The organism is Stutzerimonas stutzeri, assembly GCF_002890895.1.
GTDB lineage: Bacteria > Pseudomonadota > Gammaproteobacteria > Pseudomonadales > Pseudomonadaceae > Stutzerimonas > Stutzerimonas stutzeri_AB.
This window is the reverse complement of sequence record NZ_POUL01000008.1, coordinates 14,563-25,927: the sequence shown is the minus strand read 5'-3', so window position 1 is coordinate 25,927 and position 11,365 is coordinate 14,563. Positions and strand designations below refer to the sequence as shown.

Below are 11,365 nucleotides of genomic sequence, written 5' to 3'. Positions count from 1 at the left end.
AACTTGCCCATCTGATTCAGCGAGCGCATTCATGAGCACCGACAAGACCAACCAGTCCTGGGGCGGCCGTTTCAGCGAGCCCGTCGACGCCTTCGTCGCCCGATTCACCGCCTCCGTCGAGTTCGACAAGCGTCTCTATCGGCACGACATCATGGGTTCGATCGCCCACGCCACCATGCTGGAAAAGGCCCGGGTACTGACTGCAGACGAGCGCGACCAGATCATCGCCAACCTGAAGGACATTCAGGGCGAGATCGAGGCCGGCAGCTTCGACTGGCGCGTCGATCTGGAAGACGTGCACATGAACATCGAAGCCCGGCTGACCGACCGCATCGGCGTCACCGGCAAGAAGCTGCACACCGGCCGCTCGCGCAACGACCAGGTGGCGACCGACATTCGCCTGTGGTTGCGCGATGAGATCGACCTCATCCTCGGCGAAATCACCCGCCTGCAGCAGGGCCTGCTGGGTCTCGCCGAAGCCGAGGCGGACACCATCATGCCCGGCTTCACCCACCTGCAGACCGCGCAGCCGGTGACCTTCGGTCATCACTTGCTGGCCTGGTTCGAGATGCTCAGCCGTGACTATGAGCGCCTGGTCGACTGCCGCAAGCGCACCAACCGTATGCCGCTGGGCTCGGCGGCGCTGGCTGGCACTACGTACCCGATCCAGCGCGAAATCACCTGCGAGCTGCTCGGCTTCGAGGCCATCTCCGGCAACTCGCTGGATGGCGTCTCGGATCGCGACTTCGCCATCGAATTCTGCGCTGCTGCCTCGGTAGCCATGATGCACCTGTCGCGCTTTTCCGAAGAGCTGGTGCTCTGGACCAGCGCGCAGTTCCAGTTCATCGACCTGCCCGACCGCTTCTGCACCGGCTCCTCGATCATGCCGCAGAAGAAGAACCCGGACGTACCGGAGCTGGTACGCGGCAAGACCGGCCGCGTATTCGGCGCCCTGAGCGGCCTGCTGGTGCTGATGAAAGGCCAGCCGCTGGCGTACAACAAGGACAACCAGGAAGACAAGGAGCCGCTGTTCGACGCCGCCGACACGCTGCGCGACTCGCTGCGCGCCTTTGCCGACATGGTCCCAGCCATCAAGCCCAAGCGCGAAGTCATGCGCGAAGCGGCGCTACGCGGCTTCTCCACCGCGACGGATCTTGCCGACTACCTGGTACGCAAGGGCCTGCCGTTCCGCGACTGCCACGAAATCGTCGGCCACGCGGTGAAATACGGCGTGCAGACCGGAAAGGACCTGGCCGAAATGAGCCTGGACGAGCTGCGTCAGTTTAGTGACCAGATCACCGATGACGTGTTTGCGGTGCTGACCCTGGAAGGCTCGGTGAATGCTCGCGATCATATTGGCGGCACGGCACCCACGCAGGTCCGCGCCGCCGTTCAGCGCGGCCGCGACTTGCTAACCACTCGCTAAACCTTGTCACTTGGCAGGCGCGAGGCGGCTCGTGCTTGTCAGACCGGAGAGTTGCATGCCCCTGAACATCCGCCCCGCCAGTCGAGATGATGCCGCGCTGATCCTGCGCTTCGTCACCGAGCTGGCGATCTATGAACGCGCCGAGCATGAAGTAAAAACCGACGCCGCAGGAATTGAAGCCAGCCTGTTCGCCAAAGATGCCAGCGCCAGTGCGCTGATCTGCGAGCGCGACGGCCAACCAATCGGCTATGCGGTGTATTTCTTCAATTACTCGACCTGGCTCGGCCGCAACGGCCTCTATCTTGAAGACCTGTACGTCACCCCCGAGGCCCGCGGAACCGGCGCAGGCAAGGCGCTGCTGAAACACCTTGCACGCCTTGCGGTGTCACGAGGTTGCGGGCGCTTCGAGTGGTCCGTGCTGGACTGGAACGAGCCGGCGATCAGATTTTACGAGGCGCTGGGCGCGCGGCCTCAGGAGGAGTGGACCACTTACCGCCTGGCCGGCGACGCATTGAGGGCGCTGGCGGAGCAAGCCTGAGACAGGAGTGAGCGGGAACTCGACCGGACGGATCGCACCAAACGCAATGTCGCCCAAGATTGCTCCCGCTTATGACCGACCTCAAAACGATTTTGCTAAATCAGGACACCCAAGGTGCTGAAGTATTCGACTCACCCAAGGAGCGCCTGAACTTCTATCGCTCGGAAATACACTTCGAGTCGACGCTGTTGGCCAGCCGCACCAGTGGCTACCTGTCCTCGCAGTCGTTTCTGATGATCGCTTTCGCCTCCTCCATGGCCAACACCAACCCCGACTGGGGCAGCCTGTTCCGACTGGTTGTGCCGAGTGTGCTGGCGCTGCTTGGACTGCTCACCTCGCTGCATGCGATTCCCGGTATCCGCGCCAGCTTCGACGTCATAGAGCGTTGGCACCACAAGCAGGCCGACCTGCTGCAAACCGAAGGCAATGTCGGACTGCTACCCAACCATGACTCGGCCTTGTTTGGCGAAGGGAACAGTCCCCCAGGTGGCCAACGCTACAAGCGCACCCTGCTGTTTTCCCTGCGGACACCGATCATCTTCGGCAGCGTCTGGGCATTGCTGGGCGCGTTCTGCATCGTTCTGTACTTCTTCGGCTGATCAGAGCCAGTCACGAAACTTGAACCAGGCATAGGGAATGATCGCCGACACGATCATCATCGCGAGCGCCATAGGGTAGCCGAACGGCCAGTCAAGCTCAGGCATGTGATCGAAGTTCATGCCGTACACCGTGCCGACCAGCGTTGGCGGCAGGAACAATACCGCCGCGATGGAGAACACCTTGATGATCGCGTTCTGCTCGATATTGATCAGTCCCAGCGTGGCGTCGAGCAGGAATGCTATATCTCCCAACAGCCGCGCCTGATGCTCCCCCAGCGAACGCACATCGCGCTCCAGCGCCTTCAGCAGCCCCTTGGCCACGCCCTGTCTGGGCTCATTGGCATGCAGTCGATAAAACGCCAACAGGCGGGTTGAGCTGAACAGGCTTTCGCCCAATTGCGACAGGAGCGAGCGATTCTGCCCAAGCTGCTGGATGATCTGCTGCAGGTCCGTTCGCTGTTCTTTACGTTCATCGAAAATGCACTTCGACAAGGTCTGAAGCTCGACCTGAACGCTTTCCAAGACGTCAGCAATCCGATCGACCACGGCATCCGCCAGGGCAAGGAAAATCTGGTGACTGGAGGAAAAGGTCGAAGGCTGCCGGGAACTCTTCGCCTCGAATTGCCGGAATGCACTGAGCTCGGTATAGCGAACGGTCACCAGACAACGCTTGGTCAGGACAAAGGTCACCTGAGCATTTTCCGGTCGCCGGTCCGCAATCCCCATCACCACTGTCGTGGTCATGAAGATGGCTTCATCCTCGTCGTAAAAGCGTGAAGAATCCTCAATCTCAGCCAGTTCTTCCCGAGTCGGGATATCCAGCCCCAGGGCCGTTTCGATGAAACGCTCTTCCTCCGAGTCGGGCGATAGCAGATCGGCCCACAGTACATTCGCTGGAAGCGTCTGCAGATTATCGGCAACACGCCTCACCAGCGCGCCGTTTTCAAGACAGTGAAAAATGATCATTGCTGTAGTCGCGTTCTCGATAAGTCATAGTAAGAATAGAAACCGACCCAAGCGAAGCGTTCAGCCGACCTTTCCGTAAGGCAAGCTTGCCGGTACTCGCCTCGACACGCCATCCAGATTTCCCTCTACGAGAGTTGCGACATGAACAATGCCACGTCCGATGATGATGAAACCTTTGCCGAGGAAACCCTGATCCAGGCGATCGAAAATCAGCTTGAGGCCGGCGAACCCGCCGCCACCCAGGCTACGCTGAACAAACTGACCCTTGTCGGCTACGAGCGCGACGAGATCCTCAAGCTAATGGCACTCGTACTGGCTCGGGAGATCCGGCTGATGCTCGAGCAAGACCGTCCCTTCGACATCGATGGATACGAAACGCAGCTGCGCAATCTACCCGACCTAGCCGAATAGTCTTAGACGGAGGCAGGCGCGCGCGCAGCATCTACACTTCGCAAACAGGGCCAAAGCCCATCACCCGAGGAGCAGACATGTCTTACACCCCAGAAGTGGTAGCCGAGCTGGAAATTCTTTGCCTGTTCAATCTCGACAACTCGCTCGAAGGCCTCAAAGTTCATCACGACGCAGGCCACACAGCCATCGCCGCCGCTGAACGCCTGCACAGCAAAGGTCTGACAACCTTGCCCGACGGCGGCTACCTGACGAGCCTTGGCCGCGATGCCGCGGAGCACGCCCAAGTGTTGCTGACAATCCTCTCGGAGACCGTTCCGGCTTAAGCTGAAGGCGCCTAAATCCTAGCCGAGCGCGCCATTTGCCGGTTTGAGCACCGCACAGGCGCTCGGCTATACCAGCCGCTTACAGCTGCGCCTTTCGCTGTCCCGTGCTAGTTTTCGCCTTTCGCCTCGATCAACATGTCGGACAACATCGTTTGCCTGAACGAATCACTTCATGACGCGCCGCCAGGAAATCCGTCCAATCCTTGAAGAGGGAATCGATCGCAAGGTGCTTACCGCGCTTCGTGCTCGCTTTCTTTCATTGAACACCGCGCGCCTGGAACGCACACGCCTGGCCATGTCGTCCCGTCAACAAGCCGTGCTCACGCTGTTGCCGCTGCTATTCCATGTAAACCATCCGATGCTGCCCGGATACGTTTCCAGTCTCACGCCAGCGGGACTGGCGGGCTTCGAGCCTGACGCCGAGACATTGGCCGAAGCCCAGCGCTTAAGCCGGTCTTTCAGCTACAAGCCTTTGCGCGGTAAGCCGCCGCAACCCATTCTCGGCCTGTTTCTGATGGGCAGTCTTGGCACTGTGGCGCAGGACGACCAAAGCGATCTGGATGTCTGGGTTTGCCATGACCCCCATCTTTCGGCAGGGCAACTTAGCGAACTGCAGCGCAAGTGCGAGCTCCTACAGGGATGGGCAGCAACGCAAGGCAGTGAGGCGCATTTTTTTCTGGTCGACCCGCTCCGCTTCACTCAGGGCGAGCGCGAAGCCAAGCTGACCTCCGATGATTGCGGAACCACCCAGCATTACCTGCTGCTCGACGAGTTCTACCGGACGGCGATCTGGCTGGGTGGGCGTACCCCAATATGGTGGCTCGTGCCTGATTATGAAGAGCACCGCTACCATGACTACGTGCGCACTTTGCTAGACAAGCGCTTCGTGCGCAGCGACGAGGTATTGGATCTCGGCAGTCTCGCCAGTATCCCGCCCGGAGAGTATCTCGGCGCGGGCCTCTGGCAGCTGTACAAGGCCATCGAGTCGCCCTACAAGTCGCTGTTCAAGCTACTGCTGGTTGAGGTGTACGCCAGCGAACACCCGCAGGTGCGCTGTCTGAGCCTCGATTTCAAACAGGCGGTATATGCCAATCGACTCGACCTGGACGACCTCGATCCTTACATAGTCGCCTACCGCAGAATCGAGCATTACCTCGCCAGCCGAGGCGATCAGGAACGCCTGGCGTTGCTGCGTCGATGTCTTTACCTGAAGGTCAACAAGCCCCTCAGTCAGCCGCCCAGCGGCCGCAGCAAAAGCTGGAAAAGGCGTTTGATCGAGCGACTGACGGCGGAGTGGCAATGGGATCATCGCCGATTTGCTCAACTCGACGCGCGCAGCCAATGGAAAGTGCGGCGGGTTGTGGAGGAACGTCGAGCACTGGTCAACGAACTGACCTACGGCTACCGATTCCTCAGTGAGTTCGCGCGACGCCTGCAGATCACCAGCAGCATCAACGGGCGGGATTTCGGCGTGCTTGGCAGGCGCCTGCATGCCGCGATCGAACGCAAGGCGGGCAAGGTCGAGGCCATTAACCTGGGCATCGCGCCCGACCTTGCCGAGCATAGCCTGACCCTCATCCAGGGCTATGACGCTGCAGATGACGTCTACTGGGCGCTCTACGAGGGCAACCTGAATGCTCAGCAGCTCAGTAACTTTTCCCCGCTGAAGCGCTCCCGCGAGCTGGTTCCGCTGCTGGCCTGGTGCCATAGAAACGGCATTATCGATACGGCCACGCATGTCGCCTTGCACCCCGGCGACAGCGGCCTGACTGAAGCCGAGCTGTTCGCGCTGCTAACCGATATCCGCCAGGCATTCCCGATGCCGCCCGCGGCGCTCGCAGACGAAGCGCTGCTGATCGCGGCCAGTCCCGTGAAGGTCCTGCTGCTGATAAACGTCGGGCTTGATCCATTGAATCCTCAGCAACCATTGTCGTTCGACGAGCTAACCGAATCGCTGCGACATGCCGTTACGCGAGACAACCTGGTGCTCAGCATCGATCAACTGACGCTGAACAGCTGGAGCGAACTGATCGCGACGCGCTATGAAGGCACATCCCCGTTGCCGGACTGCCTGCGTGACTTCTTGCAGGAACTACCCGTTCGTGGCGAGCGGCCGGACCTGCAGATACGCTGCTTCAGTCGAAACGCCGGCATGGCTCTCGCGCGACGTATCAACACTGTCTTTACCGATGCCCAGACGCTGTTGGACGAGCCGGGAGAAAGCCGTTATCTGCTGCAGGTCCGCCAGCACTACCACCTGCTCGATCTGGTGAGTGGGAATGTCCGGCATACCACGTTGAGTGACATGCCGGCCCTGCTGGAACATCTTGGCGAGGCTCACCACAGCGTCCGACCCATTCGCGTGGAGCGACACGCACTCGAAGGAACCGACCTGCCCCTGATCCTTGGTCAGGCCAGAGCGCACTGCATCCAAGTTTTCTACCGTGTTCAAGGAAGCCAGGCGGAGATCACCGTTCTCGATGAATTCAACGCGCTTTGGCGGCAGCAGCAACCCTATCGAGACGAGCAGCGGCTGCTAACGCCCTTGCTGCGCTTTTTGCAATCGGTGAGTTACCGCCGCAACACCCAGCTGCCGTTCGAGGAAAACCGGCTGGCAGCGATGGACATCCTGTTCTACCGACTCATGGCACCGGCAGCCGGCCAGGCACTGGACATCGAGCGCAGACCTTCCCCCCGGGAAAATGTCGGCGATCCTTTCTATGACGTGCAGGCCATTGTCGAACACAGCGAGCGAGGCCGCTCACGGGTCACCTTGTACTGTAACCATCAGGAGTTTTCGAGCCTGGAATACGGCGCCGAGCTGTTCGCCGCCGTCGCGCATTTCATTCTTGCGCAGCGGCGCGGCGCCGAGCGCTACCCCTGTTACATAACCGATCTAGACATGTCGGGCCTGCACGGTACCGGTCGGGCCCAGACGGTTCAGCACCTGCGCTACAAGGCGCATCTGGAAGCAGCACTCAACCAGGCGCTGGAGTCACTCTGAACCGTTGTGCGAACGCGCTTCGTCACAAACTTCTCAGAGATTGACGTCGCCCGCGGCTTCCGGCTGGTACTCGACAGCCAGCAGGGTCAGCTTGAGTACCTTGCCACTGGGTGTTGGCCAATCAATGTGTTGGCCCACGGTCATGCCCAACAGCGCTGTGCCTACCGGCGCCAGGACCGAAACGGTTCCTTCCTTGCCGGCATCCTGAGGAAACACCAGCGTCAGATGATAATCCTTGCCGACACCCTCATCGCGGCAATGAACGCGGGAGTTCATCGACACCACGCCGGCGGGCAACTCGCTGCGCTCGACCACCTGGGCGCGGGACAACTCCTCTTCGAGCGCCTCGGCGGCCGGACCGTAGTCAGCCAGACCGTCGAGCAAGCGCTCGAGTCGCTGGAGATCGGGTTGAGTGATGATGATGGGCGGTGCGCTGGTCATGGGTGCGGGTCAGCTCCTGAAAAAGTAAACAGACAAAAAAAACAAAACCCCGCCCAAAGGCGGGGTTATTTAACCTGTAACCGACCCTATCACAGCTCATTAAATAAGCAAGGGCACCTGATTCGTGGCTTGGATCAGCTGCGCGCCACCTTCACAGGTCTTCGAATTCAAGCGCCTCTCCACCCTGCTGCTCGGTAACTCGGGACAAGAGTTCGCCGAGACGCTCATCGTTGGCATCACAGATCCACAGCGAGTTGGACTCGTCGTAGTCGAAATGGAATCCACCGGAACGCGCGGCCACCCACAGCTGGCGCAGCGGGGGCTGACGACTGAAGATCAACTGGGTGCCATTCTCGAAACGCACGGTCAGCACGCCACCGGAATTCTCCAGATCGACGTCCATACCGCTGTGGTCGAACACGTCCTCGATTTCTTCCTGCGCAGCATCGACAAGATCGTGAAAGCGGGCTTCGCTCAGGCTCATGAATCCATTTCCTCGGTACGGGTTGCACGGTGGCACCGGGGGCCACCGACGATGCGGACGAGCTTAGCAGGCCACCGCCGCGTCTAGCGAGCGGCGGTCCGGGCAGGTTTCCGATGTGGGACCGGCGAGCGCGGCCACATAGGCAATCCGACAGGTGCTGGGTATACTCCGGCCCATCGATTTTTCTAGGATTACACCCCAATGAAGCGTCTGCTGCTTCCACTCATCGCATTGGCGGTTCTCGCTTCCGCGCTTACCGGCTGCGGCCAGAAAGGCCCGCTTTACCTACCGGACGACGAGGCAACTGCCAAAGAACGTTCCAAAGACCGATTCGAACTGTAAGGAGGCATTCATGGAGGCCTTCTCGTACCGCGACGGTCAGCTCTTCGCGGAGGGTGTGGCGTTGCCCGCTCTCGCGCAACGCTTCGGCACCCCCACCTACGTCTACTCGCGAGCACATATCGAGGCACAGTACCGCGCCTATGCCGACGCACTGCAAGGCATGCCGCATCTGGTCTGTTTTGCCGTCAAGGCAAACTCGAACCTTGGCGTACTCAACGTACTGGCCCGCCTTGGTGCCGGCTTCGACATCGTTTCGCGTGGCGAACTGGAGCGCGTCCTGGCGGCCGGTGGTCAGCCTGACCGCATCGTGTTCTCCGGCGTTGGCAAGACGCGCGACGACATGCGCCGCGCGCTGGAAGTCGGCGTGCACTGCTTCAACGTCGAATCGACCGATGAGCTCGAGCGCCTGCAGCAAGTTGCAGCCGAGCTGGGCGCCGTGGCACCGGTTTCGCTGCGGGTCAATCCGGACGTCGATGCCGGAACCCATCCCTACATTTCCACCGGCCTCAAGGAAAACAAGTTCGGCATCGCCATCGCCGATGCCGAGGAGGTTTATGCCCGCGCTCACGAGCTGAGCAACCTGGAAGTTGTGGGCGTCGATTGCCACATCGGCTCGCAGCTCACTACGCTGCCGCCGTTCCTCGATGCGCTTGACCGGCTGCTGGCCTTGATCGACCGCCTCGCCGTGCGTGGCATCCGCATCAAACATCTGGATCTGGGCGGCGGCCTGGGCGTGCGCTATCGCGAGGAGCAGCCACCGCTTGCTGGCGATTACATCCAGGCCGTGCGCAAACGCATCGACGGTCGCGCCCTGGCGCTGGTGTTCGAGCCCGGGCGGTCGATCGTGGCCAATGCTGGGCTGCTGCTGACCCGTGTTGAATACCTCAAGCACACCGAGCACAAGGATTTCGCCATCGTCGACGCAGCGATGAATGACCTCATCCGCCCTGCCCTTTATCAGGCCTGGATGGACGTCGTACCGGTGCAGCCGCGTGAAGGCGAGGCGCGCCACTACGACATCGTCGGTCCGATCTGCGAGACTGGTGACTTCCTTGCCAAGGAGCGTCCGCTGGTACTCGCCGAGGGCGATTTGCTGGCCGTTCGTTCCGCGGGCGCCTATGGTTTCGTCATGAGTTCGAACTACAACACCCGCGGCCGTGCTGCCGAGGTGCTGGTGGATGGCGACGAAGCCTACGAAGTGCGCCGCCGCGAAAGCGTGCAGGAGCTATACGCTGGCGAAAGCCTGCTGCCTGCCTGAGGCCACGACGATGCTTTTGCGTTTTACCAAGATGCACGGCCTGGGCAACGATTTCATGGTCATAGACCTGATCAGCCAGCACGCGCACATCCAGCCCAAGCACGCCAAGCAATGGGGCGATCGGCATACCGGCGTGGGTTTCGATCAGCTGCTGCTGGTCGAGCCACCGCACAACCCCGACGTGGATTTTCGTTATCGCATCTTCAACTCCGATGGGTCGGAGGTGGAGCAATGCGGTAACGGTGCGCGCTGCTTTGCCCGCTTCGTACTGGACAAGCGCCTGACCATGAAGCGGCAGATCCGCGTCGAGACCAAAGGCGGCATTATCGAGCTGAACATCCGTCCTGACGGGCAGATCAGTGTCGACATGGGCCCGCCTCGCCTGACTCCGGCCGAGATCCCTTTCCAGGCTGATATACAGGCCTTGAGTTATCCGCTAGACGTCGATGGCCAGCAGCTGAATATCGCCGCTGTATCCATGGGCAACCCCCACGCCGTGCTCCGTGTGGAGGACGTCGACAACGCTCCGGTGCACGGCCTCGGGCCGAAGATCGAGCATCATTCGCGCTTTCCCCAGCGGGTCAACGCCGGCTTCATCCAGGTGATCGACCGTCAGCACGCCAAGCTGCGAGTCTGGGAGCGCGGCGCAGGCGAAACCCAAGCCTGCGGTACCGGCGCCTGCGCGGCGGCAGTCGCCGCGATTCAGCAAGGCTGGATGGATTCCCCGGTGCAGCTCGATCTGCCGGGCGGCCGTCTGTCCATTGAATGGGCAGGCGCTGGACAGCCCGTTATGATGACCGGCCCCGCCGTTCGCGTATTCGAAGGACAGGTTCGCCTATGACCGAGCAAAACCAGGACAAGCCACAGCTGCCGGACGCAGAAGCCGTCGCGGCCTATCTGCGGGCTCATCCGGAGTTCTTTGTCGATCACGACGAGCTGATTTTGGAGCTGCGCATTCCCCATCAGCCCGGCACTGCCGTGTCGCTGGTCGAGCGGCAGGTCAAACTGCTGCGTGAGCGCAACATCGAGGTGCGCCATCGTTTGTCACACCTGATGGATGTAGCGCGCGATAACGACCGGCTGTTCGACAAAACGCGCCGCCTGGTGCTGGATTTGCTGGACGCCAATAGCCTGGAAGAAGTCATCGGCGCCGTGGACGAAAGCCTGCGGCACGAGTTCCAGGTGCCATTCGTGAGCCTGATCCTGTTCAGCGAAACGCCGCTGCCAGTGGGGCGCAGCGTCACCAGCGCTGAAGCCCAGCAAGCGATCGGCGGGCTGCTCGGCAGCGGCAAGACTGTCTGCGGCGTGCTTCGTCCGCACGAACTGGCTTACCTCTTCGGCGAACAGGAAAGCCGCAGCATCGGCTCGGCGGCGGTGGTCGCGCTGAACCAGCAGCTGGGCATTCTCGCGATTGGCAGCGAAGACCCGCAGCACTACAAGAGCTCACTGGGCACTTTGTTCCTCGGCTACATTGCCGAAGTGCTGACCCGCGTGCTGCCGTCCTACTCCACACCGCTGCGCTCGGTACGCTGAGCGACCAGCCTCCCGATACGACGGGCTACAGCCTGAGCGT

12 protein-coding genes and 1 pseudogene are annotated in these 11,365 nt (G+C 61.0%); 10 read left to right on the top strand and 3 right to left on the bottom strand.

Going from position 1 to position 11,365, the window contains the following annotated elements:
• Positions 1–31: 31 nt before the first annotated feature.
• The 3 genes from argH (at position 32) to CXK96_RS15185 (ending at position 2,563) form a co-directional block, all read left to right on the top strand.
• Positions 32–1,426 (top strand): argininosuccinate lyase, encoded by a 1,395-nt coding sequence (argH, locus tag CXK96_RS15195; RefSeq protein WP_102837284.1) that lies wholly within the window; start codon positions 32–34, stop codon positions 1,424–1,426.
• Positions 1,427–1,481: 55 nt separating this feature from the next.
• Entirely contained in the window at positions 1,482–1,964 is a 483-nt protein-coding gene (locus tag CXK96_RS15190) for a GNAT family N-acetyltransferase (protein WP_102837283.1), read from the top strand.
• A gap of 71 nt (positions 1,965–2,035) precedes the next feature.
• Entirely contained in the window at positions 2,036–2,563 is a 528-nt protein-coding gene (locus CXK96_RS15185) for a hypothetical protein (protein ID WP_102837282.1), read from the top strand.
• Here CXK96_RS15185 and CXK96_RS15180 read toward each other — a convergent pair whose 3' ends face one another.
• A complete protein-coding gene (locus CXK96_RS15180) occupies positions 2,564–3,529 on the bottom strand; it encodes a magnesium transporter CorA family protein (RefSeq protein WP_102837281.1) in 966 nt (321 codons plus the stop codon). It abuts the gene before it with no gap.
• A gap of 153 nt (positions 3,530–3,682) precedes the next feature.
• Here CXK96_RS15180 and CXK96_RS15175 point away from each other — a divergent pair.
• From CXK96_RS15175 to CXK96_RS15165, 3 genes and pseudogenes are all read left to right on the top strand, one after another.
• Positions 3,683–3,940 (top strand): annotated as a pseudogene (locus CXK96_RS15175) (hypothetical protein); the annotation flags it as partial.
• Positions 3,941–4,017: 77 nt separating this feature from the next.
• On the top strand, positions 4,018–4,263 hold the full coding sequence (locus CXK96_RS15170) for a TIGR02647 family protein (RefSeq protein WP_102837279.1): 246 nt from the start codon (positions 4,018–4,020) through the stop codon (positions 4,261–4,263).
• A 172-nt stretch (positions 4,264–4,435) separates the two neighbouring features.
• On the top strand, positions 4,436–7,267 hold the full coding sequence (locus CXK96_RS15165; RefSeq protein WP_102837278.1) for a class I adenylate cyclase: 2,832 nt from the start codon (positions 4,436–4,438) through the stop codon (positions 7,265–7,267).
• Between the two features lie 33 nt (positions 7,268–7,300).
• Here the strand turns inward: CXK96_RS15165 and rnk are convergent, their stop codons facing one another.
• A complete protein-coding gene (rnk, locus tag CXK96_RS15160) occupies positions 7,301–7,708 on the bottom strand; it encodes a nucleoside diphosphate kinase regulator (RefSeq protein WP_102837277.1) in 408 nt (135 codons plus the stop codon).
• A gap of 151 nt (positions 7,709–7,859) precedes the next feature.
• Complete coding sequence (gene cyaY / locus CXK96_RS15155) at positions 7,860–8,192, bottom strand: iron donor protein CyaY (protein ID WP_102837276.1); 333 nt, start codon at positions 8,190–8,192, stop codon at positions 7,860–7,862.
• A 201-nt stretch (positions 8,193–8,393) separates the two neighbouring features.
• Between cyaY and lptM the strand changes: the two genes are divergently transcribed.
• The 4 genes from lptM to CXK96_RS15135 are packed head-to-tail and all read left to right on the top strand — an operon-like array spanning position 8,394 to position 11,325.
• Complete coding sequence (gene lptM / locus CXK96_RS15150; RefSeq protein WP_019341253.1) at positions 8,394–8,534, top strand: LPS translocon maturation chaperone LptM; 141 nt, start codon at positions 8,394–8,396, stop codon at positions 8,532–8,534.
• Between the two features lie 10 nt (positions 8,535–8,544).
• Positions 8,545–9,792 carry a diaminopimelate decarboxylase gene (lysA, locus tag CXK96_RS15145; RefSeq protein ID WP_102837275.1) on the top strand — a complete coding sequence of 416 codons (1,248 nt, stop codon included), beginning with the start codon at positions 8,545–8,547 and terminating at the stop codon, positions 9,790–9,792.
• A gap of 10 nt (positions 9,793–9,802) precedes the next feature.
• On the top strand, positions 9,803–10,633 hold the full coding sequence (gene dapF / locus CXK96_RS15140) for a diaminopimelate epimerase (RefSeq protein WP_102837274.1): 831 nt from the start codon (positions 9,803–9,805) through the stop codon (positions 10,631–10,633).
• Positions 10,630–11,325 carry a DUF484 family protein gene (locus CXK96_RS15135; protein ID WP_102837273.1) on the top strand — a complete coding sequence of 232 codons (696 nt, stop codon included), beginning with the start codon at positions 10,630–10,632 and terminating at the stop codon, positions 11,323–11,325. The genes dapF and CXK96_RS15135 overlap by 4 nt, the downstream gene beginning before the upstream one ends.
• The last annotated feature ends 40 nt before the right edge of the window (positions 11,326–11,365 follow it).

Excerpts from the sequence above, each read along its gene's own strand:
- argH (WP_102837284.1), top strand. The coding sequence starts at position 32 with ATGAGCACCGACAAGACCAACCAGTCCTGGGGCGGCCGTTTCAGCGAG.
- CXK96_RS15190 (WP_102837283.1), top strand. The coding sequence starts at position 1,482 with ATGCCCCTGAACATCCGCCCCGCCAGTCGAGATGATGCCGCGCTGATC.
- CXK96_RS15185 (WP_102837282.1), top strand. The coding sequence starts at position 2,036 with ATGACCGACCTCAAAACGATTTTGCTAAATCAGGACACCCAAGGTGCT.
- CXK96_RS15180 (WP_102837281.1), bottom strand. The coding sequence starts at position 3,529 with ATGATCATTTTTCACTGTCTTGAAAACGGCGCGCTGGTGAGGCGTGTT.
- CXK96_RS15170 (WP_102837279.1), top strand. The coding sequence starts at position 4,018 with ATGTCTTACACCCCAGAAGTGGTAGCCGAGCTGGAAATTCTTTGCCTG.
- CXK96_RS15165 (WP_102837278.1), top strand. The coding sequence starts at position 4,436 with ATGACGCGCCGCCAGGAAATCCGTCCAATCCTTGAAGAGGGAATCGAT.
- rnk (WP_102837277.1), bottom strand. The coding sequence starts at position 7,708 with ATGACCAGCGCACCGCCCATCATCATCACTCAACCCGATCTCCAGCGA.
- cyaY (WP_102837276.1), bottom strand. The coding sequence starts at position 8,192 with ATGAGCCTGAGCGAAGCCCGCTTTCACGATCTTGTCGATGCTGCGCAG.
- lptM (WP_019341253.1), top strand. The coding sequence starts at position 8,394 with ATGAAGCGTCTGCTGCTTCCACTCATCGCATTGGCGGTTCTCGCTTCC.
- lysA (WP_102837275.1), top strand. The coding sequence starts at position 8,545 with ATGGAGGCCTTCTCGTACCGCGACGGTCAGCTCTTCGCGGAGGGTGTG.
- dapF (WP_102837274.1), top strand. The coding sequence starts at position 9,803 with ATGCTTTTGCGTTTTACCAAGATGCACGGCCTGGGCAACGATTTCATG.
- CXK96_RS15135 (WP_102837273.1), top strand. The coding sequence starts at position 10,630 with ATGACCGAGCAAAACCAGGACAAGCCACAGCTGCCGGACGCAGAAGCC.